Genomic DNA, 23,627 nt, shown 5'->3' on the forward strand with positions numbered 1-23,627 from the left:
CATCCAGGACGGGGCGACGTGCCCCATGTCCAGCCATCGGGATGTGCGGCGGCTACTGATCGGCACTGGAGGAGTCCTCGGCGAGCGCCGCCGCCCGGAGCGCGGCGGCCACCCGGTCGACCTGCTCCGAGGGCGGTTGCGGGAGTCGGGCCAGGAGGAGGCGCCGCAGTTCCCGGGGGCCGCCGCGTACCGACAGGATGCGGACGTCCGGCGGCGCGGCGGGCGCGAGGGACGCGGACACCGTCGTGATCCCGAAGCCCGCCGCGACGAGCCGCAGCTTGGCCAGCCAGTCGCGCGCGACGTGGGCGATCTCCGGCCGCTCGTCCAGGCCCGGCCACACCCCCATGAGGCCGTCCGCGCCGGACACCGAACCGGCGATCCAGCGCTGGCCGCGCAGATCGGCCACGTCGACGTAGTCGCCGCGGGCGAGGGGGTGGGCGGCGGGCACGGCCAGCCGCAGGGCGCGCTCCGTGAGGGTGCGCAGCACCAGCGGTGGTGACTCGTCGTCGGGCGCGCGGAACGGGGGTGCGGACGCCAGGAGGGCCAGGTCGATGCTGCCTGCCCGCAATGCACGGGCCAGCGCCGGTGTGCCGCCCTCTCGGCTGACGACCTGGAGCCCGGGATCGGTGCGCCGCAGGGCCACAAGTGCCCGTGGAACCAAGGACGTTCCGGCGCTGGGTACCCAGCCGAGGCGGACGGTGCCGCCCTCACCCGGCAGTCCGGACAGTTCGCGTGCCGTCGCGTCGATCTCGTCGAGCACGACCGTGGCGCGCCGCATCACGACGCGCCCCGCCGTGGTGAGCCGGACCCCGCCACGCCGCCGTTCGAGGAGTTCGGCGCCCGCGGCCCGCTCGATCGCCGCGATCTGGCGGGAGACCGCCGACTGCGTGTAGCCGAGCGAGGCCGCGGCCGCGGTGAAGGTTCCCTGTTCGGCGACCGCGCGGAAGACACGCAGCGCAGTGAGTGACACATCCGCGAAGTCCATGACGTTTACGCATACCACACGTGCCGAACTTTCGTTGGACTCATGCCACGCACGCTCCTAACGTTGTGGGCATGAACACTTCCCGCATCGCCCTCGTCACGGGCGCCAACCAGGGCCTGGGCCGCGCCCTCGTCGAAGGACTCGCGGCCCGCCTGGGCCCCGCGGATCTCGTCCTGCTCACCGGCCGTGACCAGCAGCGCGTCACCGAAGCGGCCCACGAGGTGGCCCAGTTGCCCGGCACCCGCAGCCAGGTTCAGGGCGTCGTCCTGGACGTCACCGACGCCGAGTCGATCGCCCGGCTCGCCGAGGAACTCCGTCTCCGGCACGGCGGCGTGGACGTGGTGATCTCCAACGCCGTGGCCCGGCTGCTGCCCGAGGACTCGCAGTCCGCTCGCGCCGACGAGTTCATCGACGTATCGAACTCCGCGACACACGCCGTGCTGCGCTCCTTCGCCCCCGTGCTGCGCCCCGGCGGGCGGCTCCTCGTCGTGGCCAGCAGCCTGGGCACCCTCGGCCACCTCACCCCGCGGCTGCGGCACCTCTTCGACGGCGCGGATCTCGACCAGGTCGAGTACGCCGTCGAGTCCTGGCGCGGCGCCATCCACAACGGGACCGCGGAGGAGGCCGGTTGGCCGCGCTGGCTGAACGTGCCCTCGAAGGTGGCCCAGGTCGCCGCCGTCCGCGCCGTCGCCGCCACCCGCCGCGCACACGATCTGGCGAGCGGCACCCTGATCGCCGCCGTCTGCCCCGGCATGGTCGACACCGCCACCTCCCGCCCCTGGTTCAGCGACTTCAGCCAGGCCAAGTCCCCGGCCGAAGCCGCACGCGCAGTGCTCGACCTGGTCTCCGCCGACACCGTCGACCCGGCCCACTACGGCGAGTTGGTCCGCTTCGGCGCGGCCCTGGACTGGCACGACGGCACGCCACCGGTCGAGCAGGACCGCCTGCTCACGCCGTGATTCCACGACAACACCCCACCCTCGGCAAGGAGTTCAGCGCCATGCCCCTCGTCACGACACCGTTCGGCTTCGCCAGCACCGCCGCGGAGGTCGCGGCGGGAGTCGACCTCACCGGCCGCCGCGCGGTCGTCACCGGCGCCTCTTCGGGACTCGGCGCCGAAACGGCGCGCGCCGTGGCCACGACCGGAGCGAGCGTGACGCTGGCCGTCCGGGACCCGGCGGCGGGCGAGCGCGTGGCCAAGGAGATCACCGCGGCCACCGGCAACCAGGACGTACACACCGCACACCTCGACCTCGCCGACCCCGCCTCCATCAGGGCCTTCACCGCCGCGTGGCAGGGCCCACTGCACATCCTGGTGAACAACGCCGGCGTCATGGCCTGTCCCGAGCGGTACACCGACGAGGGCTGGGAGTGGCAGTTCGCCACCAACCACCTCGGCCACTTCGCCCTGGCCACCGGCCTGTACGAGGCGCTCGCCGCGGACGGGTCGGCGCGGATCGTCTCGGTCAGCTCCACCGGCCACCAGCAGTCCCCCGTCGTCTGGGACGACGTCAACTTCGCCTTCCGCCCCTACGACCCGTGGCTCGCCTACGGCCAGTCCAAGACCGCCAACGTCCTCTTCGCGGTGGAGGCCACCCGCCGCTGGGCCGACGCGGGCATCACCGCGAACGCCCTGATGCCCGGCGCCATCTACACCAACCTCCAGCGCCACACCGGCGGCCGGGGCAGCGGCCGGGTCCCGGCCGACCTCATCAAGACGGTCGAGCAGGGCGCGGCGACCTCGGTCCTGCTGGCCACCTCTCCCCTCCTCGACGGAATCGGCGGCCGCTACTTCACCGACTGCAACGAGACCGAGCTCGTCGACCGCCGCTCCGGCACCCTGCACGGCGTCGCCCGCTACGCCGTCGACCCGGCGGGAGCGCGCCGTTTGTGGACGCTGTCGGAGGACCTGCTCGCCGCGACGGCCGTGCGCTAGACCATCTGCACCCGTCGCTCGAGTACGGCCGAGTGGATCCCGACGGACGTGTCGCGCATCCATGCCTTCCGCAGCTCGTGGGCCTTTCGGTACGCGTCCGTGGCGAGCGCCTCCCGCATCGTCGCCTCCGAGTCGAAGCTGATCCGAACGATCGCGTCGATGGGGTCCTCGGCGCCGTCCCCACCGGAGTCCGACAGGTAGTACTGCACGTACTCCCGCACCTGGGGCAGCGCCACGTACGTCGGGCCGTACTCGTCCTCCATGAAGCGGCGGAAGTCCTCCGTGGACACCTCGGGCCGCTTACGGATCACTGTCATGAGCGTGAGCATGAGCATCCCTTTCCCTGAACACCTGTTCATTGAAGTCTACAATGAACAGGTGTTCAATGGATTTGTGCCGAAGCCGACCGCAGCCAAGAGCAAGAACAGCCGGGATCTCCGCGGCGAACTCGTCGCCGCCGCGATGGCGATGCTCGCCCGCCCCCAGACCGTCGCCGTACCCTCACTCCGCTCGATCGCCAAGGCCTGCGGAGTCGCACCGTCGGCGGTGTACTGGCACTTCCCCGCGGAGGCCGATCTGCGCTCAGCGGTGCTCGACGCCGAGTACACCTCGCTGATCGAGGCCGTGGAAGCCGCGCTGGACGCGGCGCCGAAGGACGCCGACCTGCTGGTCGCCGCCGGGGACGCCTACATCTCCTGGGGCCTGGAGCATCCTGGCGCGTACCAGCTCCTGTTCGAGAGCGACGACCGGCTGCCCGCCACGCGGGCCCCGCACGGGCCCCGTCTCCAGCAGCGGATCGTGGAGCTCGCCCACCGGGTCGACCCGGACATGCCGTTCGCCGCCGCCCTGCTGCTGTGGTCGGCCTGGCACGGGGTGGTCTCCCTTCGCCTGCACAAGGACGAGTGGGACTGGGGCATGACCGCACGGGAAGCCAACCGCCGACTGATGTCGGCGCTCACAACCCGCCACCCCTGAAGTGCACTCACCCAGAACGGATCTGCCCATGGACGTCACCCCGGCTCCCGACGACGGCCCGCCCGATCCGGACTGCTCGATCGGCCGGACCGAGAACGCCCTGCATGTCATCCAGGGCCGATGGAAGTTGCTGGTCATCCACCACCTCCTGGTCAGTGCGCCGCGCCGCTTCTCCGACCTCGAACGAGCCATCCCGCAGGTGACCCAGAAGATGCTGATCCAGCAGCTGCGCGCGCTGGAGAGCGACGGCGTCGTGCAACGCATCGATTACGACGAGGTGCCACCGCACGTCGAGTACCAACTGACGGCCGCCGGGCGGGCGCTCTCCCCGTCGCTCACCGCGCTGCACGACTGGGCGGTGCAGTCGTGCAGTGCGGGCTGAGTGTCATGCGGTCGGGAAGGTGTCCATCCAGATGATCTCGAGCGTGCGGTGCGCGATCCGCCACCCCTCCGGGCGCCGTACGAGCCGGTCGACGAAGAACCCCGTCTGTATGAGATTCCAGCCGCGCCCGTCGGTGTCGCCCTGGTGCGTGTGCAGATGCTGGGTGCGCGCCACAGCGGTGTCTCCGTCGATGTCCACCGTGGAAAACCCCTGGAAATGCTGCCACTTGAGCAGCCCGCTCATGGAACCGCCCTCCCCGCGCATCACGTCCACGAGAGCGCGATAGGAGATGTCCTTCAGCGGATCGCCGCCGGCCGCCGAGTAGTCGACGGTGGCGTCGGGTGTGAAGACGGTGTCCCACTGATCGAGGACGTCGTTGTCGCCGCCCTCGTGAAGGTCCTGACCGAGGGCGTAGCGCACCATCAGATCCTGGATCTCGATGCGGTCGGCCAGGTACCGCACGTGCTGGTCAAAGGACCGGCCAGGAGGCTGGGCGAGTGCCTGGTTGGTATGGGTTTGCGTCGAGTTGAGTGTCATGTGCCCACCGTAGATCGACGCCCTTGGCGCACGTAAGTACGGACAAAAAAGTAAGTGTCCTGTGGACTCCCAGAAGGCCCAGAGACCGCTCCACCGGCCCTTCGCCATAATCACCTCATGCGCGCACTGCTCTCCAACGACACACGCTCTTCGTGGACCGTGGCCGAGGTCCCGCCGCCCGCTGTCGGTCCCGACGAGGTGCTGGTGGAGGTGGCGGCCGCCGGGCTGAACCACGCCGATCTGCTGATGCTCAGCGGCGCGTACACGCCCTCCAGCGCCGACTGGAACGTGCCACTGGACCGCGTCGGCTTCGAGATGGCCGGCCGGGTGCGCGGGGTCGGCGCCCGTGTCACCGGGATCGAGCCGGGCCAGTACGTCATGGCGCAGACGGGCGGGGCCTGCGCCGAACTGGTCGCCGTCGATCACCGCCTCCTGCTGACGGCGCCCGAGTCCCTCGGACCGGCGCTGGCAGCGGGACTGCCCAGCGCGTTGCTCACCGAGTACGACGCCCTGACCGTGGCGGCGCGACTCCGCCCCGCCGACCGTGTCCTGATTACGGGTGGCGCGGGCGGAGTCGGCCACATCGGCATCCAACTCGCCCGCGCCCTCGGTGCGAGCACGGTCATCGCGACCACCCGCTCCCGGGCGAAGGCGGAGCTCCTGCTCGACCTTGGCGCCACCCATGTCATCAACACGAGTACCACGGACATCACTTCGGCCCTCGGTCCCGGCGCCTTCGACGTCTGCCTCGACCACCTGGGCGGCGCGGTCCTCGCCGACCTCATCGGCGCGGCGGCTCCCCGAGCCAGGGTGGTGCAGATTGGACGGCTCGCAGGGACCCGCGCCGCCCTCGACCTCGAACTGCTCGCCGCACGCCGCCTCCAGCTGATCGGCACCACCTTCCGCGGCCGCGACGCCGACGAGCTCCATGCCCTCCACGCCGACCTGCGCCGGGACCTGCCCTCCCTCCTGCGTGCCCACCACGTGGAGCCGGTCATCGACTCGGTCTTCGACCTCAGCGAAGCCGGGCGCGCGGCGGAACGCCTCGCCGACTCCGCTCTCACCGGCAAGGTGGTCCTTCGGATGACATGACGTCGACAGGCGTGACAGCGCCTCGCCGCCTCCTGTCACGGGAGGAGCAGGAGCTTGCCGCGGGTCGTCCGGGACTCGATGTCACGGTGGGCCCGGGCGGCTTCCCCGAGCGGGTAGCGCCGGCCGATGTCCGGGATCAGGACGCCCCGCCGCACCAGGTCGAAAAGGTCCGCGCTGTGCCGCAACAACGCCTCGCGCGTGGGGATGTGGTCGCGGAAGACCGGATAGCAGACCTTGATGCTGTGGGGCAGTTCGCGCATGTTCACCACCGGTGCCGCGCCGATGACCGCGCCGTAGTACAGCAGCAGCCCATGCCGGCGCAGGACCTCCGTCGAGGGGCGGAAGGTGGTCTCTCCTCCGCCGTCGAAGACCACGTCCACGCCCTCGCCGCCGGTGAGTTCCAGTACCCGCTCGACGAAGGCGTCGCCGGTGGACACCACGGTGTGGTCGGCGCCGCTGTTCCGCGCGATCTCGGCCTTCCGCTCGCTGGACACGATGCCGATGACCGTGCCGCCACGTGCCTTGATGAGCTGGGTCAGTTTCTGGCCGAGGCCGCCGGCCGCCGCATGCACCGCGGCGATCTGCCCAGCCTTGACGTCGGCGGCCTCGGTGACGAAGTGGTGGGCGGTGATTCCCTGCATCATCAGGCTCGCGGCGACCTCGTCGGAGATGTCGTCCGGCACGGGAACCGCGTCGGCGGCGGGCAGCACGATCCGCTCCGCGTACGAGCCGTAGGCGTACACCCAGGCGACCCGGTCACCGACGGCGAACCCGGACACTCCCTCTCCCAGCGCGCTCACCCGGCCGGCGCCCTCCACGCCCGGCACGAAGGGCAGTTCGCCGGTGGGGGTACCGAACCGACGCGAGCCGGTGTCCATGAAGTTCACCCCGGCCACGGCGATGTCCACCCGGATCTGCCCCGGTCCGGGCTCGGGGACGGGACGGCCGGTGAACCGCAGCCGGTCCGGGCCACCCAGTTCTTCCACAACGATCGCTTGCATCTCGCGCGCCTCTCTCCTCGTCTGGCTGCTCGACCTTCCCTCGCATAAAATGGACCGGCAAGTCCAGAAACTGAGGTGCGGAGGACCCATGACCGTCGAAGGAGCGGGCGCGCCACGGCTGACCAGCAAGGGCCTGGCCACTCGGCGCCGCATCGTGGAGGGCGCGGCGGAGGAGATCCGCGAGCAGGGTGTCACCGGGACGACTCTCGACGACATCCGTGCCCGCACCGCGACCAGCAAGAGCCAGATCTTCCACTACTTCCCCGGCGGCAAGGAGGAGCTGCTGCTGGCGGTGGCTTCCCGTGAGGCCGAGCGCGTCCTGGAGGACCAGGAGCCGCACCTGAGCAATCTGCGCACGTGGGCCGCATGGCAGGACTGGCGGGACGCCGTCGTACGGCGATACGAGCGGCAGGGTGTCAACTGCCCCCTCGGCGTACTGATCACCGAGGTGGGCCGCGCCACCCCGGCGGCCCAGGCGCTGACAGCCCGACTGATCGACCAGTGGCAGGCAGCCCTGCGCACCGGCATCCGGCACCTGCAGGACAGCGGCGACGTCGACCGGCGACTGGACGCCGACCGCACCGCTGCCGCGCTCGTCGCCGCGATCCAGGGCGGGGTGACCATCCTGATGTCCACCGGCCGCCTCACCCACCTGGAAGCCGCCCTCGACACGACTCTGACGCTCCTGCGCACCACTGCCCCGGCCACACGCTGAATGAAGCGGACGGGCGGTTACGGGCGTGCCGCGGACGTGAGGAACATGTCTCGACCGGCGGATGTCGTGTTCGCCGAGTACAACGCGTGGAGCGGCGCGTGGACCGGCGCGTGGACCGGCGGTTCGAGGGCGATGACGTGTGCTCTGCCGCCCGCGGCGACACCGGGTGGCGCGGTCACGAAAGCGATCCGGCGGGTGCCGATGGCAGCGGTGACCGGCGGGGTGCCCTGGCGGTCGGTGCGTTCGACGTGCGGATCGAACCCGGCGTGGCGGCAGTGGGCGATGAGCAGGTCGGTGTAGCCGGACCGGCCGGGCGTACCCCAGTGCGCCCTGACTCGTAGTCTCCGCGCGTCCTTTCCCGTCCGACATCGCACGTGTCTCGGTGTCGACCGCTGCCCCGGCCCACGCCCCAGTACCTTCCGGAGGACGCTCCATGTCCATAACTCCCCCTGCTCATGCGCCAAGTGAGGGTGCATCAGTCGAGGGCGCGACGCCTCTCCCTCATGCCCGACTGAGTGATGTGTGGAGCCGCGTGCGCAATGTCGCGCTCCCGTTCGGCTCGCTCCTGCTGTTCCTCGCTCTGTGGCAACTGGTGGCGGTGAGCGGGGCCTGGAGCGAGACGCTGGTTCCGCGGCCCGCCAAGGTGTGGGACACGTTCATCGAAATCTCCTCCACCCACGACGGCGTGCGCGGCTACAACGGCACCACGCTCGTCGAGCACCTCGGCATCAGCCTGCGGCGCATCGCGCTGGGCGCCGGTATCGGCATCGCCGCCGGGGTGGTGTTCGGCCTGCTCATGGGCACCGTGGGCTGGCTGCGCTCGCTGTTCGAGCCCTGGATCACGTTCCTGCGGACCCTGCCGCCGCTGGCGTACTTTTCCCTGCTCATCATCTGGCTGGGCATCAACGAGGAGCCCAAGATCACCCTGCTGGCCGTGGCCGCGTTCCCGCCCGTGGCCGTGTCCACCACCGCCGCCGTGACCGCCGTACCCGAGAGCCTGATCGAGGCGGCCCGCGCGCTCGGCGCCTCACGATGGGCCGTGGTCAGGGACGTCGTCATGCCGTCCGCCCTGCCGGAAACCCTCACCGGCATCCGGCTCGCCGTGGGGGTGGCCTACTCCTCCCTGGTCGCCGCGGAGTTGGTCAACGGACTGCCGGGCATCGGCGGCATGGTCAAGGACGCCGCCAACTACAACAACACCCCCGTGGTCGTCGTCGGCATCATCGCCATCGGCATCTCCGGCCTGATCATCGACGGCCTGCTGCTGCGCCTTGAACGCACGGCCGTTCCCTGGCGCGGTCGCGCGTAGACCCCCTCAGTCTCTTCCTCTGACGAGTCCCGTCCCGCACCAAGTCCCTTCCTCCGCCAAGTCCCCTCCTCCGCTCCTCCGCACAGAAACGGCTCCCCCATGTCTCCAGCCCCACAGGGCCCCTCCCGCCGGCTCCTCCTGGCCGGCGCTCTGGCCGCGGTATCGGCGGCCGTCACCGGCTGCTCCTCGGACGACGCCTCGTCGGCGTCCGGTGGCTCCAAGCGGCTGCGGATCGGCTACTTCGCCTTCCCCAGCGGCGATCTGCTCATGAAGAACAGACGACTGCTGGAGAAGGCGCTGCCGGACTACACCATCACCTGGGTGAAGTTCGACTCCGGTGCCGCCGTCAACCAGGCCTTCATCGGCAAGTCCCTCGACATCGCCGCCCTGGGCTCCAGCCCGTTCGCCCGTGGTGTGTCCGGCAGCTCCCCCACCCCGTACAAGGTCGCGTGGATCCTCGACGTGGCGGGCGAGAACGAGGCGCTCCTCGCTCGCAAGTCCACCGGAATCACCGATGTCGCGGGGCTCAAGGGCAAGAAGATAGCCACTCCCTTCGCGTCCACGTCCCACTACAGCCTGCTGGCGGCCCTCGACGCGGCCGGCCTGGCACCCTCCGACGTCGACCTCATCGACCTTCAGCCGCAGCCGATCCTCGCCGCCTGGCAACGGGGCGACATCGACGCCGCCTACGTCTGGCTGCCCACGCTGGACGAACTCCGCAAGACCGGCACCCAGCTCACCAGCAGCAAGAAGATCGGCGCGGCGGGCAAACCCACCCTCGACCTGTCCGTCGTTTCGGACGACCTCATCGCCCGGGACGCCAAGGCCATCGCCGTCTGGCGCAAGGCGGAGGCGGAGGCCCTGCGACTCATCAAGTCCGACCCGGACGGCGCGGTCAAGTCCATCGCGGCCGAACTCAACATCAGCACGAAGGACGCCAAGGCGCAGCTCTCACAGGGCGTGTTCCTCACCCCGGAGCAGGTGGTCTCGGCCGACTGGCTGGGCACCGACGACAGCCCGGGCAAGCTCCTCACCTACGTCACCGACACCGGCAAGTTCCTGGCCGACCAGAAGCAGATCGACGTCGCACCGTCCGCCGGCGCGGTACGCAAGGCGTTCTACCTCGAAGGGCTGACCGATGCCGTCAAGTGAGACCGTAGACGCGACAACACCGGTCGGTGCCACGCCCGTTGGGGCCGTCCGTCTCGACCAGGTCACTCACCGGTACGGCCGGGGCGGACAAGCCGTCACCGCCGTGGGACCGGTCGACCTGACCGTTCCGAGTGGGGAGTTCCTGGTCCTCGTCGGGGCATCCGGCTGTGGCAAGAGCACCCTGCTCCGGCTGATCGCGGGCTTCGAGCAACCCAGCCAGGGCGAGGTGCGCGTCTCCGGCACCCGGCCGGTCCCCGGCGAGGCGGCCGGCGTGGTCTTCCAGTCACCACGGCTGTTCCCCTGGCGCACGGTGCGCGGCAACGTCGATCTGGCGCTGCGCTACGCCGGTGTCGACCGCGCCCAATGGGACGAGCGGCGCGCCGAGTTGCTTGCCCGGGTCGGCCTCGAAGGCACCGAGAAGCGACGCACCTGGGAGATCTCCGGCGGCCAGCAGCAGCGTGTCGCCATCGCCCGCGCCCTCGCCGCCGCCAACCCGCTCCTCCTTCTCGACGAACCCTTCGCGGCACTGGACGCGCTGACCCGCGAACGCCTCCAGGAAGATCTCCGCAAGGTGACCGACCAGACTGGCCGCACCACCGTGTTCGTGACGCACTCGGCGGACGAGGCGGTGTTCCTCGGCTCCCGCATCGTGGTGCTGACCCAGAGCCCGGGAACCGTCGCCCTGGACCTTCCGATCACACTGCCGCGCGGGGACATCGACGCCGAGGAGTTGCGCAACTCCGCCGAATTCACCGACTTGCGCGCCCAGGTCTCGCACGCCGTCAAGGCCGCCGCGGCCTGAACTCCTCAACACACGACAGAGCTGGAGGTTCCACGACCGACCGGACCCGCCCCCATCCGACCCGACCCGACCCGATCCGACCTGGCCGAGGCGCGGCCGCCACAAACGGCGGCCGTTCGCCCCGCCTTGGCCCCACCTTGGCCCCACCACGGTCCGGGCACGCAGGGACGTTCGTTGACGTGCGGCGGCGCGCCTTGCATGATGTCGGGATCATGCAGCCAACCGGTCCGTACAGCCAACCGCCCCTCGTCAGGCGGCTGTTCGTGGACCTGGGCCGGCAGTCCACGTCCCTGTGTCGCACCGTTCGCTGAACAGCGCCTGCCGTCACCGCACTTGCCGACCCGCACCGTTGCATCCGGGAGCTTCGCCATGCCCGCGTCCCACACCTCCTCCGGCGTGCCCGTCACCCGCCGCACCTTCGCCGCGCTCGCCGGGGCGGTGGCCGCGACCGCCGCCACGGCCACGGCCCCGGCCGCCGAAGCCACCACCGCCTCACCCCGCGTACCGGCCGAGCGGCCCAACATCCTCTGGCTGGTGGCCGAGGACCACTACCCGTTCGTCGGCGCGTACGGCGATCCCGTCGCGCGCACACCGACCCTGGACCGGCTCGCCCACGAGGGCATCCGCTACGAGAACTCGTACTCCACGGCGCCCGTGTGCGCGCCGTCGCGGTTCGCGCTGCTGACCGGTGTCGCGCCGCAGAGCGCGGGGCCCGCCGAGCACATGCGGGCCCTCGGCCGAACTCCCGCCTTCCTCAAGGGATTTCCGGAGTACCTGCGCCAAGCCGGCTACTACACCACGAACAATTCCAAGACCGACTACAACACCGTCGTGGACATGGCCGCCACCTGGGACGCCTCCAGCGCGACCGCGCACTACCGCGACCGCCCCGCCGGAGCCCCGTTCTTCGCCGTCTTCAACGACATGACGACCCACGAATCCGCCCTGTTCACCGCCCAGGACGGCCGCACCCGGCGCGAGGAGGTCCGGCTCCCCGCCTACCTTCCCGACACCCCCGACATCCGCGGCGACTTCGCGCACTACTACGACGCGATGGAGACGATGGACGGCCATGTCGCCGCGAAACTCGCCGAGTTGGGGGCGGCGGGACTCGCCGACGACACCATCGTCTTCTTCTACTCCGACAACGGCGGTGTCCTGCCACGCAGCAAGCGGCACTGCTACGACGAGGGCATGCGCACGGCGCTGATCGTGCGCTACCCCGAGAAATGGGCACACCTGGCGCCCCGCCCGGCCGGTTCGGTGGAGTGGCGGGCGGTCACCTCCGTCGACTACGCGCCGACCGTGCTCGCGCTCGCGGGCGTCGACATCCCCGAGCACGTACAGGGCCACCCGTTCGCCGGAGCACGCCAACTGCCGTCGGCCCGCTACGCGTTCGGAGGCCGCGACCGCATGGACGAGCGCTACGACATGGTGCGCACGGTCCGCGACGAGCGCTACCGCTACCTGCGCAACTACGCCCCGCACCGCCCCTGGGGCCAGCACGGCGCCTACGCCTGGCAGGCGCGCGGCTACCAGTCGTGGCAGCAGGCCCACCTGGACGGCACCCTGGACTCCGTGCAGGACCGGTTCTGGGGCACCAAGCCCGCCGAGGAGCTGTACGACCTGCGCACCGACCCGGACGAGATCCACAACCTGGCCGGTGACCACGCCCACGCCCCCACCCTCGACCGGCTCTCGCACGCGCTGGACGAACACATCGTGGACGTGCACGACAACGGGTTCATCCCGGAGGGGAGCCCTCTTGAGGGCTGGGAGCAGAGCCGCGCCTCCGGCGCCTACCCGCTGCGCCGCGTGCTGCGCCTCGCCCGACAGGCCATCACCCGCGACCCCTGCCATCTCCCCATCCTCGTACGGGAGTTGGGCGACGCGAACGAAGCCGTACGCTACTGGGCCGCGCAGGGCCTGCTCATTCTCGGCCGGGACGCCGCCCCCGCGCTCCCCCGCCTGACCCGAACCCTGCGCACCGACGCCTCGCCTCAGGTGCGGATCAGCGCCGCCGAGACGCTGATCCGAGGCGGACACCGTGTCTCCGAGGCCGTCGATTTCCTGTCCCGCACACTCACCGAGCACACCGACGCCCGGGTCCGGCTCCAGGCGATCAACGCGCTCACCTACATCGACCCGGACCTGGCCCGACCGGCCCGCGCGGCGATCGAGACGGCGGCCACGAGCAAGGACGAGTACCTGCACAACGCGGGCCGGTACCTGAGGCTCGTACTCGACGGGACATACACCCCAACCTCACCCGTCTACGAGCCCGTCCCCGCGGGCTGAGCGGGCGCCCGCCGCACGGCAACGCCGACCGGGTGCGATCACTCGGCCTTGTACCGTGCCGCCACCGTCGTGAACGGCAGCACCAGCCGGGACGGGTGCGCGGCATCCCGGTACACCTTGTGCGTGACCGGGCGGCCCACCGGCAGGTGGAAGGCGTCCGGTGGCAGCAGTGCGTTGTGCTCGTCGGCCAGGGGTTCGTTGTTGGAGAGTTCCGCGACCAGGCGGTGGCCCGGCAGGAATGTCGCCGCGAACGGGTAGATCCGGAGGATGTATTCGGCGATCCTGCCCGGCTCGACCGGGACCGCCCGGGTGTGGGGGTGGTGGGGGTCGCCCTCGGTGGTGTGGTGTGTGTCGAGTTCACGGTGCGAGGCCTTGAGGTAGGCCGTGGTGATGAGCTGCCGTTTGCCGGTCGGTGCCTCGTCCCACATGCGCAGGATGAAGTTCGTGTCGGGCTGGTCGATCTCTACGAAGAGGTGGGCCGCGCCCTGGCCGATCATCTCGGTGGGCTCGGTGAAGGGGGCGGTGCTCCAGCTGAGGATCTCCACCTTGTCGGTCACCGTCAGGGGCGCCTGGTAGAAGCCGTCGGGGGCGGCGTGTTTCGCGCCCATCGGCTCGGGCTCGTAGGAGAGTTGGCGGCGCGGGCGGAGGTACAGGGGGCGGTGCTCGACGTTCTTCGGGGGCCACTGCGTGCCCGTGACGGTCTCGCGGGAGCCCTCGACGTGGACCGTGACGGCCGGTTCGTCCATGACTCCGTTGTCGATGCCCTTGAGCCAGTACTCGTACCAGCGGAACATCTTGTCGTGTTCCTCGATGAACGGGCGTGACTGCATTGGCGGGTAGGGACCGATGGAGAGTTTCTTCGGGCCGTTCAGTGCTTTGTAGAGGTCGATGGTGCCGTCCATCGTCCAGCCTCGGCCCTGGTCGATCTGGAGCCAGACCGGGATGTCGATGTTCGGGGCGAGGGTGATCGGGTTGCGCTCCTCGTACCAGTCGCCGTCGACCTCGTTCATGACGATGTCGAACCAGGCCTCATGGTTCTTGGGGTAGTTGAGGACGTGGACCAGGTTCGGCCAGGCGGCCACGTCCGGGTCCCGGAGGCGATCGGCCACCCGATTTCTGATCTCCTCGGGCGTGTAAGTCTCCAGCATGCGGGACTTGACGCCGTCGGTGAACGCCCAGCCGGAGTCGCCGCCGCGGCCCTCGCGGGCGGCGCGCGGCATGAGCCACATGATGCCGCCGTGGTACGTCGTCTCGTAGAAGTCGTAGTGGCCGCCGCTGACGAAGATCGCCTTGAGGCTCGGCGGGCGTTCGGCGGCCGCCAGTACCTGCATGGAGCCGAAGTACGAGATGCCGATCATGCCTACGTTGCCGTCGCACCAGGGCTGCGCCGCGACCCACTCGATGACGTCGTAGGCGTCCCGGCCGAGGGGCACGCCGCCGGCGTTGTAGTTGCCGATGTGCGCGCCCTCGGAGGCGCCGGAGCCGCGCAGGTCGCCGATGACATGCACGTAGCCCTCCTGGACGACGCGCGCGATGTCGCCCGCCTCGACGCAGCCGTCCCACATCGGGCTGGGGCGGCGCTGCGGGGGTGTGGTGAGGGCGAGTGCCTGGAGTTCCTTGCCGTAGGGGCTCAGGGCGACGAGGGCGGGGCGTGGTGTGTCGTCGTCCACGCGGGCGTAGGTGTCCGCCGCCAGCGTGACGCCGTCTCGCATCGGCACCCGGAGGTCCTTGCGGACGGCGATGGTCCGCTCGCCCGCCTGGATGGTGTGGTGGTGGTCGGTCATGGTCTGCGGGGCTCCTGTACTACGCGGGCTCGGCGCGCGTGTCCTCGCCGCGTGTGCGGTAGGCGTGCATCGAGGTGAAGAACGGCGACGGTTCGAGGGTGGGGTCGCCCGTGTAGCCGAGTTCCTGTGCGGCGTCGGCGAACGGGGAGTACGGAGAGTCCGTCGGCGTGGGCCCCGATTCCAGGCAACGGCAGGCCGCCCCGGCGACCCGGTCCTCGGCGGCGAGGCTCTGGTCGATGGCTTCCCGGGCCTGTGCCTCGTCGAGTTCGACGCCGTACGGTGTGCCGTCGGCCCGGCGGTAGGGGTGTCCGAGGTAGAGGCGGCGCGGGCGGACCTCGTCGCGCAGGTGTCTCAGTCCTGCGCGGTAGGCGGGCGGGTCGGTGTAGCCGGGGAAGCCGTTGGCCGCGCCGTGGACCTGCACGGCGTCACCGACGAAGACAGAGCGTTGTCCATCGACGACGTAGGCGACCGATCCGGGTGTGTGGCCCGGGAGCGCGTGCACGGAGACGGTGACATCTCCGCCGAGGGAGAGTGTCTCGCCGCCCTTGACCAGGCGGGTGGGTTCCAACTCCCCCGAGATGACGGCCTTCGTGGCCGCCGCGACCCTGGCCTCGCCCTCGGGATCGCGGAGGTAACGGCCGCGTCCCGCGCGGTATTCGTCGACGTGCGCCTGCCGGGAGCGCAGCATCGGCGCGTCGGCCTCGTGGATCACCACCTGCGCCCGGCGGCCGGTGAGTTCCCACAGGGCGTGTGCGCCGCCGACGTGGTCGATGTGACCGTGTGTCAGCAGAATCCAGCGCACGTCCTCGATGCGGCGCCCGAGCGCCTCCAGGGCGGGGGCCATGCCCTCGGCCGGAGAGGTGGCGATCCCCGTGTCGACGATCGCCGGTTCAGGTGCGTCGATGAAGAAGCTGTACAGACCGAACCGGCCCCACGGGGAGAACAGCGGGTGGACGGTGACGTCGTGGGTCATGGGCCTCAGCGCCCGGTGAGGAAGTCGCGGGTCTCGGCGAAGACCCGGTGGTATTCGGGGATCCAGGAGAAGTGCTGGACGAATCCGTGGCCCGCGCCCTCGTAGCGGCTCACCTTTGCCGCCACTCCGGCCTCTTGCAGGCGGCGGCCGTAGAGCTCGCCCTCGTCCCGCATGGGGTCGAACTCGGCGGTGACGACCAGGGCCGGCGGCAGTCCGCTCAGGTCCTCGCGCTTGACCGGGGAGACCAGCGGGTCGGCCGGGTCGGCGCCGCTGTCGACGTAGAAGGCGTTGAACGGCTTGAGTCCGGCGGTCTCCAGGCCGTAGCCGACCGCGTTCTCCCGCAGCGAGGCGTAGCGGTCCTCGTCGAAGTCCAGGTCGAGGGAGGGGTAGTAGAGGATCTGGTGGGTGATCCCGTCGAAGCCCTCGTCGTGCGCGCGTGCCGCGACGGCGGCGGCGAAGGTGCCTCCGGAGCTGTCGCCCGCGACGGCTAGGGTCGTGCCGTCCCAGCCCAACGACTCGCCCTGTTCGGCTGCCCACCGGGTCACGGCGTAGCAGTCGTCGAGTCCGGCCGGGAAGGCGGCCTCCGGTGCCCGGCGGAAGCCCACGGAGACGACCTTCAGTCCGGTCTCCTTCGCCAGCGAGCGCCCGACGTGGTCGTGGGTCTCCAGGCTGCCGAGGAAGAAGGCACCCCCATGGAAGTAGACGAGCAGGCCGTGGCGGTCGGCGTCGGTGGGTGTGTAGACGCGCACCGGCACATCACCGGCGGTGGTGTGTGCGGTCAGGTCCTCCACCGCGTGCAGCGGCAGGCGTTCCGCTACGGGAGGTACGTGTGCCTCTTCGTCGGCGCGCATCGCCACCGGGTCGAGAGGGCCCTCGGGCGGGGCCGGGAGGGTCGCGAGGAATTTCGCTATCTCGGGGTGCAGCGGCATGGTGGTCACTCCTTGGTCGCGGTGGCCGTGGGTGTCTGGGTGCGCGTGGGTGCCTGGCCGGGGAAGACCTCGTCGATCTCGTCCTCGGTCCAGCCCTGCCGCGAGATGGCCTGCAGTTTGTCCGTCACCGGCTTGCGGGTGGCCTGGAACAGGGCCAGGCCCTCCTTCACGGAGTCCGCACCGCGCAGGGCGTCGGCGAGCGCTCCGGCGTCCTCGATGGCCGAGTTGGCGCCCTGGCCCTGGTGGTGCAGCATCGAGTGCGCGGCGTCGCCGATGAGGACGACGGAGTCCGAGTGCCAGGTGCCGACGGGGTCGATGTCGTAGACGGCGCGGATGTTCACGGTGTCCAGGTCGAGGCCGCGCGTGATGTCCACGAGGCGTTCGTCGAAGCCCTCGACCGTGCGCAGCATGTCCTCCTTGGTGACCCGCGGCGTCCACGTGCCGTCCGGGCACCGGGCGGTGATGTCGAAGGACACCTGGTCGCGGTGGCGCAGCGGCAGCAGGTAGACCTTGGTGCCGCGGCCGATGTACATACGCAGGTTGTCGTCGGTGACCATGCCGCGGGCGTCGGCCACGTTGATGACGGCGCGGTAGGCGTGCTCGCCGGAGAACACCGGGTCCTTGTCGCTGAACAGCCGCTGCCGCACGACCGACTTGATGCCGTCGGCGCCGACGACGAGGTCGGCCTCGGCGGTGGTGCCGTCCGCGAAGGTCAGGACGGAGCTGTCGCCCTTGTCCTCTACGCTCTCCAGCCGGTGGCCGAGGCGCACCATGCCCTCGGGGAGCGCACCGAGCAGTGCCTCGATGAAGTCGCCGCGGTGGATCAGGTGCGTACGGGTCTGCTCGCCGTCGGCCGGCCACGCCTCCTTCATGATGGGTTCGCCGGTGGGGGTGAGGATCTCGAAGTACTCGCTGGGCGAGCTGACGCGGGCGATCGCGTCGAAGATCCCCCACTCGCGGAACCGGTTCATGGTGACGGGGCGCAGGCCGATGCCGGCGCCGACCTCGCGGATCCGGCTCGCCTGTTCGTACACGGTGACGTCCGCGCCGAGCAGGCTGAGCGCCTTGGCCGCGGCGGCGCCGCCGTAGCCCGCTCCGACGATGGCGATCTTGAGATCTTTCAGGTCCTGCATGAGGTGGGGTCTCTCCTACTTCTGGAGGGTCAGGAAGTCGGCGGGGTTGTCGACGAAGATCGTCTTGAGGGCGGCCTCGTCGAGACCTGCGGCGCGCAGGTCCGGGATCAGGTCGTCGAACAGGTAGCTGACGGTGTGGCCCTTGACGCCGGGCCAGCCCAGCGGGGAGCAGTTGGCGTCGGCGGAGGCGAGGACCCGGCCGATGCGGCGGCCCCCGTCGATGAACCGCAGGAAGTGGTCAAGGCGCTCCTTGCGGGGGCGGGCCCAGAACGGCGGGTCGGGCAGCTCGGTCTCGTAGCCGAAGGTGTCGAAGCCGATGCGGCCGCCCTGCTCGGCGATCCAGACGTCGCGCGTCTTGTCGGCGTTCACGCCGTCGTCGACGTGCCCGAACAGCACGCGGTCCAGCGGAAGTTGCTCCTCGTTGAAGATCGCGACGGCGTTCTCGGCGTCGATCGCGAGGTGGGTCAGGATCGGCGCGCCGGTGGCGAGCGCGGCGCGGGCGGCGGCGCGGTAGATGCGCTTGTCGAGGTCGGTCATGCGGCCGCCGCGACTCACGCCGACCTTGATGACACCGGCACGGCTGCCGGTGCCTCCGATGCCGACGGTGATCTCGTGGACGAACTGCCGTGTCAGGTAGTCGACTTCGGCTCGGGCGAAGTGCGGCAGGGCGGTGTCGCCGCCGACGAATCCGGTGCAGGCGACAATGTGGACGCCGGTCTTCGCGGAGAGCGACTTGTAGTGGTCGACGTCGCGGCCGTTGCAGATGCCGGTCGCGTCGACGAAGGTGCCGCCGCCCAGTTCGTGGAAGCGGCGCAGCTTCGGGACGGTCTCCTCGTAGCGCCGTTCGGGGGTCTGCCACCACTGCGTGTCCAGTTCGGAGCCGGGCATGCCGTAGCCGATGTGTTCGTGGACGGCCACGAAGCCCAGCTCCTCGGCGGGGATCGGCCCCAGGACGGTGTTCACTCGCGACACAGCACTCACCTTCGGATTCGCAAGAGTTCTTGACGGTCGGTTCGGGCCGCGTGGTCAGCGCACCGCGAGCAGGTCGCGCGGATTGGCCACGAGGATGCGCCGTATGTCGCCGTCGCCGATGCCGTGCGCCGCCAGCAGCGGCACGAAGGCGGTCAGTAGGTGGCTGTACGGCAGGTTGTTGGCGGGGTGCCCCTTGGCCACGCTGGTCGCGCCGACGGAGAGCAGGATCCGGTCGGTGTGTCCGGCGCGCACGAGGTCGGCGACCAGGGCGGCGCGCTTGGCGTCGGTGAGGTGCGCGTCGTCCTCGGTGCCGTCGTCCTCGGTGCCGTCGTCCTCGGTGCCGACGTGGTCGAGGACGACGTAGGCACCACGGGCGGCGAGTCTCTCGGGTGCACCGGACGCGACGGCGTCCTTGCGGTCCAGGCCGCCGACGGCCACGCGGTCGGCCGGCAGCTTCTCGTCCAGGACGACGTCGAGTTCGTCCACGGCATCGGCGCCGTGCCGGAAGGAGACCGCCGTGCCGGTGGCGAGTGCGGCGCGGGCGGCACCGCGCAGCAGGCTCTCGTCGGTGGCGGTCATGCCCGCGCGGGTGACGGCGGTGGTGACGAGCCCGGCCGGGCCGCGGCGCTCCACGCGCGGGACCACCATGCCTTCGGTGATCTCCCGGGCGAAGAGGTCGGCGAACTTCTCCGCCGGCCAGGGGGTGGGCGGGTTGGTCTGCGGGGTGAGGAAGTAGCCGCCGAGCAGTTCCTCGGGGCCCTGGCCGGTCGAGGCGACGATGTGCACGCCGGTGGCGCGGGAAAGGGCCTCGTAGAGCCGCACGTCGCGGCCGTGGAACATGCCGGTGCTGTCGACGATCGTGCCGCCGCCGTGGGCGCGGAAGTCGCGCAGCCTGCTCGCGAGGGTCTCGAAGATCTCAGCGCGGTCGAGGCTGATGTCGAAGGCGTGCTCGGCGCCCGGGAGCACCGAGAGCAGTGCCTCGTGGACGGAGACGACGCCCAACTCGTCGGCCGGCACCGGTCCCAGGACGGTGTTCACGGTGGTGCTGTTCACGCTCATGCCTGCCTCACGTGTCCGGTGCGGGCGCGGCGGTGCGCCCTGGTGGATACCGTCACGCTAGCGATTCGCTTTACATCGCGTCAAGGAAACAAACGCCACGAATAATTACTGGTCACGGCGTTGCGCCAGGGGCGTGGTGTGTGAGCACGAAAAGGCTCCTCCGAGGCCGTGAAGGGCCTCGAAGGAGCCTTGATGGGAGCTGACCGACGCTTCTGAGGTCAGGTGTCAGGTGTCAGGTGTCAGGCCAGCAGGCGTACCCAGCTGGCGCTCAACTCGTCGAGCAGCTGCTCGCGGGTGAGCTTCCAGTCGGCGCTCTCCCAGTGCTGGGCGACGTAGTCCAGCTCGGCCATGGCGAGCACGCCCTTGAAGCGGCGCTGGTGAGGAGCGAAGCGACCGGCCTGGGTCAGGCCGTCCTCGATGTCGCTGATGGCCTCTTCCATCCACCGCTCCACGAGATCGCGCAGCTCCAGGTCGACCGCCGCGGCGTCCCGGCCGACACGGATGATCGGCCGGATCTCGGGCCAGCTGTCGGCGGTGCGCCGCAGCCACGCCGCGATGCCCTCCGCCGTCCCGCCGGCCACGGTGGCGACCAGGTCCTGGGCCGTCGACCCGTGCTCCGGGGAACGGACCCGCTGGAGCGCCTCGTTGAGCCGCTCGTCGATGAGCGCCCTCATCAGGTCGGTCCGGGAGGGGAAGTACGCGTAGAACGTCACCCGGGTGGTGCCCGCGGCGGTCGCGATCTCGTCGACCTTGGTGGCGGCGTAGCCCTTCGTCGTGAACAGCTCGAGCCCGGACTCCAGCAGGAGGCGGCGCGTCATCTGCTTCTGCGCCTGTCGAAGGTTCGCCATGGCGGAAATCCTAACGTCACGCCACGTGCCGGCCCTCCGGGACGTCCGCCGAGGTCAGCGGAATCGGTGTGAACATCTCCTGCTCCTCCTGCGGTGTCAGCGCGGTGGGCCCGTACAGCCAGTCCGTGAAGGAGTAGTCGTAGGTGTCTCGGGCGCGCAGCAGAGCGTTGCGCTGCTCGCGCGCGAGGCCGTCGAGGTGCCAGAGCTCGCCCCACTTGCGGGAGGTGGTCAGTACCCGGCGGCAGTGTTCCGGGCGGACGGCCTCGTAGGCGGCTAGCGTGGCGCCCCAGTCGACCGTGCCGTCCTCGGCGCGGTTTCGGGCGACGTGCTCGCCGAGCACCCAGCCGTCCTCGATGGCCATGATGGCGCCCTGGGCGATGTACTGGAGCGGCGGGTGCGCGGAGTCGCCGAGGAGCGCGATCCGGCCGTGGACCCAGTTCATGACCGGGTCGCGGTCGAACATCCGCCACCACTTGTCGCGCCACATGAACGGCAGTCCTTCGCGTACGAAGTCGCAGGTGCCGGCGAAGGCGGCGTCGAGTTCGTCGGGGGTTCCCCAGTCCTCCTTCCCCGCCAGGGCCTTGGGCGACTCGAAGACGGCGACCTGGTTGAGCAGTTCGCCGCCGCGCAGGCCGTAGTGGACGAAGTGGCAGTGCGGGCCGATGTGCACCACGACCTCGCTGAGGTCGACGGACCGTACCCGTGGCTGCTCGGCGGGGACGGTGCCTCGGTAGGAGACGTACGCCGAGGAGACCGGCTGGTCGTCGATGAACTGTCGGCGGGCGGTGGAGTGCAGGCCGTCCGCCGCGATCACGAGCCCGGCCTCGTGGGTCTCGCCGCCCGCGACTGTCACGCGGGCGCCGCCGTCGGTGTTCTCGTACGACGTCACTTGCGCCTTGTTGACCAGCTCGACGCCCGCCCGTTGGCAGGCGCGCAGCAGCAGGCCGTGCAGGTCGCTGCGGTGGATGACCAAGTACGGGTAGCCGTAACGCCGTTCGAGGTCGCGCAGGTCCAGGCGGGTCAGTTCGCCGCCGTCGACGGCGTCGCGCATCACCATCGCGTCCGGGACGACGCCGAGGCTCTTCGCTTCCTCAAGGAGGCCGTAGTCGTCGAGGATGCGGGTGCAGTTGGGGGCGAGCTGGATGCCGGCACCGACCTCGCCGAAGGCGGGAGCGCTCTCCAGCAGGCGGACGGCGAGGCCCTGGCGGGTCAGCGAGTACGCCGCACCGAGGCCGCCGATGCCGCCGCCGACGACGATCACATCAGGTTGGGACACGGGACACACCTCTCAGAGCCAGGGGCCGAGTTCGGGGGCGCCGACGAGCCCGTGGGGGCGTCCGGCCAGCCAGGCGGTGACCTCCGGAAGCGGTCCTTCGGGCAGGTCGGCGATGCTGCGCTTGGCGCGGATCTCCTCGGTCAGCGCGGCCAGGAAGCCGCTCGGCAGGTCGGCGAAGGTGACACCGGTGCCGAGGTCGACGGCGTGCACGCACACCTCGCGGGCGCGCATCCACGGCAGTTCGGTGGCGGGGACGGTGCGGCCCTGCGCGGTGACGACCTCGCGGCGCCACTGCTCGTCCGTGAGGCGGTCGAGCCCTTCGGCGAGGTGCTGGGCGGATCCGCTCAGCCAGGCGCGCAGTTCGTCGGCCGACAGGGTGGGGCCTTTGGCGATGCCTTCGGCGCGCTCGTCGGCGGAGGCGTACATCGGGCGCTCCTCGCCGGTGGCCGCCCAGTGCACGAGGTTGCACAGGGCGTCGGCGTTGGCGGCGACGTGGGCCACCAGGTGCTTGCGGGTCCACTGCGGCAGCGCGCTCGGGGCGGAGAAGCCGTCCTCGTCGAGGCCTGCGACGGCGTCGAGCAGGAGCGCGGTGCCGGTGCGGGCCCAGGCGCGCGCGTCGGTGAAGGTGCGTGCGGCGGTGGTCATGCCGCGACCACCTCGTTGGTGCAGGCACCGAGGCCGGTGATCTCGGTGACCACGGTCTGGCCGGGCATCAGGAACACCTTGGGGTCGCGGGCGTTGCCGACGCCGGCCGGGGTGCCGGTGGCGATGATGTCGCCCGGGTTCAGGGTGATGGCGGTGGAGATGTACCGGATGAGGAGGACGGGGTCGAACAGCAGCGTGCCGGTGTCGTCCCGCTGCATGACCTGGCCGTCGACGGTCGTCCTCACTTCGAGGGCGGGGCGGACGCCGCCGACCTCGTCGGGGGTGACGACGTAGGGGCCGACCGGGGTGGTGGCCTCCCAGATCTTGCCTTGCGTCCACTCGATGGTGCGGAACTGCCAGTCGCGCAGCGAGATGTCGTTCATGACGGTGAAGCCGGCGATGGCGTCGGCGGCCTGCTCCTCGTCGGCGCGGCGCACCCGCCGGCCGATCACGACGGCCAACTCGACTTCCCAGTCGAGCGCTTCGGTCTCGTCGGGCTTGACGATGGCGTCGTTGGCGCCGATCAGGGTCTCGGCGAACTTGGGGAAGAGGGTCGGGTGGCTGGGCAGGTTCCGGCCCATCTCCTTGATGTGATTGGTGTAGTTGTGGCCGACGCAGACGACCTTGGAGGGGTGGGGGACGACCGGCGCGAAGTCGGCGCCCTCGACCGGGTACGTGGTGCCGCTCGCGGCGGCGGCCGTGGCCTGCCAGCCGTCGGTAGCGAACAGTTCGCCGAGGTCGGCGTGGCCGAGGTCGACGAGGACCTCGCCGTCGAGGCGGACCGCCCGGGTGCCGTCGGCGGTGCGGAGCGTGGCGAGCTTCAT

The 23,627-nt window shown here is 70.6% G+C and carries 25 protein-coding genes; 10 read left to right on the top strand and 15 right to left on the bottom strand.

Going from position 1 to position 23,627, the window contains the following annotated elements:
• Positions 1-52: 52 nt before the first annotated feature.
• Positions 53-985: a LysR family transcriptional regulator gene (locus tag OKJ99_RS12070; protein ID WP_326016004.1), complete on the bottom strand. Its 933-nt coding sequence runs from the start codon at positions 983-985 to the stop codon at positions 53-55.
• 71 nt (positions 986-1,056) lie between these two features.
• Between OKJ99_RS12070 and OKJ99_RS12075 the strand changes: the two genes are divergently transcribed.
• Together OKJ99_RS12075 and OKJ99_RS12080 are read left to right on the top strand one after the other, a co-directional pair.
• Positions 1,057-1,944 (top strand): SDR family NAD(P)-dependent oxidoreductase, encoded by an 888-nt coding sequence (locus OKJ99_RS12075; RefSeq protein ID WP_326016006.1) that lies wholly within the window; start codon positions 1,057-1,059, stop codon positions 1,942-1,944.
• A gap of 41 nt (positions 1,945-1,985) precedes the next feature.
• Positions 1,986-2,921: an SDR family NAD(P)-dependent oxidoreductase gene (locus OKJ99_RS12080; RefSeq protein ID WP_326016007.1), complete on the top strand. Its 936-nt coding sequence runs from the start codon at positions 1,986-1,988 to the stop codon at positions 2,919-2,921.
• On the opposite strand, the gene OKJ99_RS12085 is transcribed toward OKJ99_RS12080, so the two are convergent.
• A complete protein-coding gene (locus OKJ99_RS12085) occupies positions 2,918-3,238 on the bottom strand; it encodes an EthD domain-containing protein (RefSeq protein ID WP_326016008.1) in 321 nt (106 codons plus the stop codon). The two genes, OKJ99_RS12080 and OKJ99_RS12085, sit on opposite strands and share 4 nt — an antisense overlap.
• 61 nt (positions 3,239-3,299) lie before the next feature.
• On the opposite strand from OKJ99_RS12085, the gene OKJ99_RS12090 reads away from it, so the two are divergent.
• A complete protein-coding gene (locus tag OKJ99_RS12090; protein WP_326016009.1) occupies positions 3,300-3,896 on the top strand; it encodes a TetR/AcrR family transcriptional regulator in 597 nt (198 codons plus the stop codon).
• A gap of 28 nt (positions 3,897-3,924) precedes the next feature.
• Positions 3,925-4,278, top strand: coding sequence for a winged helix-turn-helix transcriptional regulator (locus tag OKJ99_RS12095; RefSeq protein ID WP_326016011.1), 354 nt, complete (start codon positions 3,925-3,927; stop codon positions 4,276-4,278).
• Between the two features lie 3 nt (positions 4,279-4,281).
• Here the strand turns inward: OKJ99_RS12095 and OKJ99_RS12100 are convergent, their stop codons facing one another.
• A complete protein-coding gene (locus OKJ99_RS12100; protein WP_326016012.1) occupies positions 4,282-4,815 on the bottom strand; it encodes a nuclear transport factor 2 family protein in 534 nt (177 codons plus the stop codon).
• 117 nt (positions 4,816-4,932) lie between these two features.
• Here OKJ99_RS12100 and OKJ99_RS12105 point away from each other — a divergent pair, with 117 nt between their 5' ends.
• Positions 4,933-5,907 carry a quinone oxidoreductase family protein gene (locus tag OKJ99_RS12105; RefSeq protein WP_326016014.1) on the top strand — a complete coding sequence of 325 codons (975 nt, stop codon included), beginning with the start codon at positions 4,933-4,935 and terminating at the stop codon, positions 5,905-5,907.
• A 35-nt stretch (positions 5,908-5,942) separates the two neighbouring features.
• Here the strand turns inward: OKJ99_RS12105 and OKJ99_RS12110 are convergent, their stop codons facing one another.
• Positions 5,943-6,908 (bottom strand): quinone oxidoreductase family protein, encoded by a 966-nt coding sequence (locus OKJ99_RS12110; protein ID WP_326016016.1) that lies wholly within the window; start codon positions 6,906-6,908, stop codon positions 5,943-5,945.
• 88 nt (positions 6,909-6,996) lie between these two features.
• On the opposite strand from OKJ99_RS12110, the gene OKJ99_RS12115 reads away from it, so the two are divergent.
• Positions 6,997-7,623, top strand: a complete 627-nt coding sequence (locus OKJ99_RS12115; protein WP_326016017.1) for a TetR/AcrR family transcriptional regulator — start codon at positions 6,997-6,999, stop codon at positions 7,621-7,623.
• Between the two features lie 17 nt (positions 7,624-7,640).
• On the opposite strand, the gene OKJ99_RS12120 is transcribed toward OKJ99_RS12115, so the two are convergent.
• A complete protein-coding gene (locus OKJ99_RS12120) occupies positions 7,641-7,997 on the bottom strand; it encodes a hypothetical protein (protein WP_407700677.1) in 357 nt (118 codons plus the stop codon).
• Between the two features lie 59 nt (positions 7,998-8,056).
• On the opposite strand from OKJ99_RS12120, the gene OKJ99_RS12125 reads away from it, so the two are divergent.
• The 4 genes from OKJ99_RS12125 (at position 8,057) to OKJ99_RS12140 (ending at position 13,184) form a co-directional block, all read left to right on the top strand.
• Positions 8,057-8,932 (top strand): ABC transporter permease, encoded by an 876-nt coding sequence (locus OKJ99_RS12125; protein WP_326016018.1) that lies wholly within the window; start codon positions 8,057-8,059, stop codon positions 8,930-8,932.
• Between the two features lie 99 nt (positions 8,933-9,031).
• On the top strand, positions 9,032-10,084 hold the full coding sequence (locus tag OKJ99_RS12130; RefSeq protein WP_326016019.1) for a taurine ABC transporter substrate-binding protein: 1,053 nt from the start codon (positions 9,032-9,034) through the stop codon (positions 10,082-10,084).
• Positions 10,071-10,886: an ABC transporter ATP-binding protein gene (locus OKJ99_RS12135; RefSeq protein ID WP_326016021.1), complete on the top strand. Its 816-nt coding sequence runs from the start codon at positions 10,071-10,073 to the stop codon at positions 10,884-10,886. Before OKJ99_RS12130 ends, OKJ99_RS12135 begins: the two co-directional genes overlap by 14 nt.
• Before the next feature lie 369 nt (positions 10,887-11,255).
• A complete protein-coding gene (locus OKJ99_RS12140; protein ID WP_326016023.1) occupies positions 11,256-13,184 on the top strand; it encodes a sulfatase-like hydrolase/transferase in 1,929 nt (642 codons plus the stop codon).
• Between the two features lie 38 nt (positions 13,185-13,222).
• Here OKJ99_RS12140 and OKJ99_RS12145 read toward each other — a convergent pair whose 3' ends face one another.
• The 10 genes from OKJ99_RS12145 to OKJ99_RS12190 form a co-directional block, all read right to left on the bottom strand.
• Entirely contained in the window at positions 13,223-14,968 is a 1,746-nt protein-coding gene (locus tag OKJ99_RS12145) for a CocE/NonD family hydrolase (RefSeq protein ID WP_326016025.1), read from the bottom strand.
• Between the two features lie 19 nt (positions 14,969-14,987).
• Positions 14,988-15,941, bottom strand: a complete 954-nt coding sequence (locus OKJ99_RS12150; protein WP_326016027.1) for an MBL fold metallo-hydrolase — start codon at positions 15,939-15,941, stop codon at positions 14,988-14,990.
• Positions 15,942-15,946: 5 nt separating this feature from the next.
• On the bottom strand, positions 15,947-16,870 hold the full coding sequence (locus OKJ99_RS12155) for an alpha/beta hydrolase (protein WP_326016029.1): 924 nt from the start codon (positions 16,868-16,870) through the stop codon (positions 15,947-15,949).
• 5 nt (positions 16,871-16,875) lie between these two features.
• The gene (locus OKJ99_RS12160) at positions 16,876-18,003 is read right to left on the bottom strand and encodes an FAD-dependent oxidoreductase (RefSeq protein WP_326016031.1); all 1,128 of its coding nucleotides are present in this window, start codon (positions 18,001-18,003) and stop codon (positions 16,876-16,878) included.
• 15 nt (positions 18,004-18,018) lie between these two features.
• Positions 18,019-18,975, bottom strand: a complete 957-nt coding sequence (locus OKJ99_RS12165; protein ID WP_326016033.1) for a phosphotriesterase family protein — start codon at positions 18,973-18,975, stop codon at positions 18,019-18,021.
• A gap of 54 nt (positions 18,976-19,029) precedes the next feature.
• On the bottom strand, positions 19,030-20,034 hold the full coding sequence (locus OKJ99_RS12170; protein ID WP_326016035.1) for a phosphotriesterase family protein: 1,005 nt from the start codon (positions 20,032-20,034) through the stop codon (positions 19,030-19,032).
• A 239-nt stretch (positions 20,035-20,273) separates the two neighbouring features.
• Positions 20,274-20,882: a TetR/AcrR family transcriptional regulator gene (locus tag OKJ99_RS12175; protein ID WP_326016036.1), complete on the bottom strand. Its 609-nt coding sequence runs from the start codon at positions 20,880-20,882 to the stop codon at positions 20,274-20,276.
• 16 nt (positions 20,883-20,898) lie between these two features.
• Entirely contained in the window at positions 20,899-22,143 is a 1,245-nt protein-coding gene (locus tag OKJ99_RS12180) for an FAD-dependent oxidoreductase (protein WP_326016239.1), read from the bottom strand.
• Between the two features lie 27 nt (positions 22,144-22,170).
• Positions 22,171-22,803, bottom strand: a complete 633-nt coding sequence (locus tag OKJ99_RS12185) for a maleylpyruvate isomerase family mycothiol-dependent enzyme (protein ID WP_326016038.1) — start codon at positions 22,801-22,803, stop codon at positions 22,171-22,173.
• Positions 22,800-23,627 carry a fumarylacetoacetate hydrolase family protein gene (locus OKJ99_RS12190; RefSeq protein ID WP_326016040.1) on the bottom strand — a complete coding sequence of 276 codons (828 nt, stop codon included), beginning with the start codon at positions 23,625-23,627 and terminating at the stop codon, positions 22,800-22,802. The genes OKJ99_RS12185 and OKJ99_RS12190 overlap by 4 nt, the downstream gene beginning before the upstream one ends.

It is taken from the genome of Streptomyces endophyticus (assembly GCF_035798155.1).
Lineage (GTDB): Bacteria > Actinomycetota > Actinomycetes > Streptomycetales > Streptomycetaceae > Streptomyces > Streptomyces endophyticus.

Excerpts from the sequence above, each read along its gene's own strand:
- OKJ99_RS12070 (WP_326016004.1), bottom strand. The coding sequence starts at position 985 with ATGGACTTCGCGGATGTGTCACTCACTGCGCTGCGTGTCTTCCGCGCG.
- OKJ99_RS12075 (WP_326016006.1), top strand. The coding sequence starts at position 1,057 with ATGAACACTTCCCGCATCGCCCTCGTCACGGGCGCCAACCAGGGCCTG.
- OKJ99_RS12080 (WP_326016007.1), top strand. The coding sequence starts at position 1,986 with ATGCCCCTCGTCACGACACCGTTCGGCTTCGCCAGCACCGCCGCGGAG.
- OKJ99_RS12085 (WP_326016008.1), bottom strand. The coding sequence starts at position 3,238 with ATGACAGTGATCCGTAAGCGGCCCGAGGTGTCCACGGAGGACTTCCGC.
- OKJ99_RS12095 (WP_326016011.1), top strand. The coding sequence starts at position 3,925 with ATGGACGTCACCCCGGCTCCCGACGACGGCCCGCCCGATCCGGACTGC.
- OKJ99_RS12100 (WP_326016012.1), bottom strand. The coding sequence starts at position 4,815 with ATGACACTCAACTCGACGCAAACCCATACCAACCAGGCACTCGCCCAG.
- OKJ99_RS12105 (WP_326016014.1), top strand. The coding sequence starts at position 4,933 with ATGCGCGCACTGCTCTCCAACGACACACGCTCTTCGTGGACCGTGGCC.
- OKJ99_RS12110 (WP_326016016.1), bottom strand. The coding sequence starts at position 6,908 with ATGCAAGCGATCGTTGTGGAAGAACTGGGTGGCCCGGACCGGCTGCGG.
- OKJ99_RS12115 (WP_326016017.1), top strand. The coding sequence starts at position 6,997 with ATGACCGTCGAAGGAGCGGGCGCGCCACGGCTGACCAGCAAGGGCCTG.
- OKJ99_RS12125 (WP_326016018.1), top strand. The coding sequence starts at position 8,057 with ATGTCCATAACTCCCCCTGCTCATGCGCCAAGTGAGGGTGCATCAGTC.
- OKJ99_RS12130 (WP_326016019.1), top strand. The coding sequence starts at position 9,032 with ATGTCTCCAGCCCCACAGGGCCCCTCCCGCCGGCTCCTCCTGGCCGGC.
- OKJ99_RS12135 (WP_326016021.1), top strand. The coding sequence starts at position 10,071 with ATGCCGTCAAGTGAGACCGTAGACGCGACAACACCGGTCGGTGCCACG.
- OKJ99_RS12140 (WP_326016023.1), top strand. The coding sequence starts at position 11,256 with ATGCCCGCGTCCCACACCTCCTCCGGCGTGCCCGTCACCCGCCGCACC.
- OKJ99_RS12145 (WP_326016025.1), bottom strand. The coding sequence starts at position 14,968 with ATGACCGACCACCACCACACCATCCAGGCGGGCGAGCGGACCATCGCC.
- OKJ99_RS12150 (WP_326016027.1), bottom strand. The coding sequence starts at position 15,941 with ATGACCCACGACGTCACCGTCCACCCGCTGTTCTCCCCGTGGGGCCGG.
- OKJ99_RS12155 (WP_326016029.1), bottom strand. The coding sequence starts at position 16,870 with ATGCCGCTGCACCCCGAGATAGCGAAATTCCTCGCGACCCTCCCGGCC.
- OKJ99_RS12160 (WP_326016031.1), bottom strand. The coding sequence starts at position 18,003 with ATGCAGGACCTGAAAGATCTCAAGATCGCCATCGTCGGAGCGGGCTAC.
- OKJ99_RS12170 (WP_326016035.1), bottom strand. The coding sequence starts at position 20,034 with ATGAGCGTGAACAGCACCACCGTGAACACCGTCCTGGGACCGGTGCCG.
- OKJ99_RS12175 (WP_326016036.1), bottom strand. The coding sequence starts at position 20,882 with ATGGCGAACCTTCGACAGGCGCAGAAGCAGATGACGCGCCGCCTCCTG.
- OKJ99_RS12185 (WP_326016038.1), bottom strand. The coding sequence starts at position 22,803 with ATGACCACCGCCGCACGCACCTTCACCGACGCGCGCGCCTGGGCCCGC.
- OKJ99_RS12190 (WP_326016040.1), bottom strand. The coding sequence starts at position 23,627 with ATGAAGCTCGCCACGCTCCGCACCGCCGACGGCACCCGGGCGGTCCGC.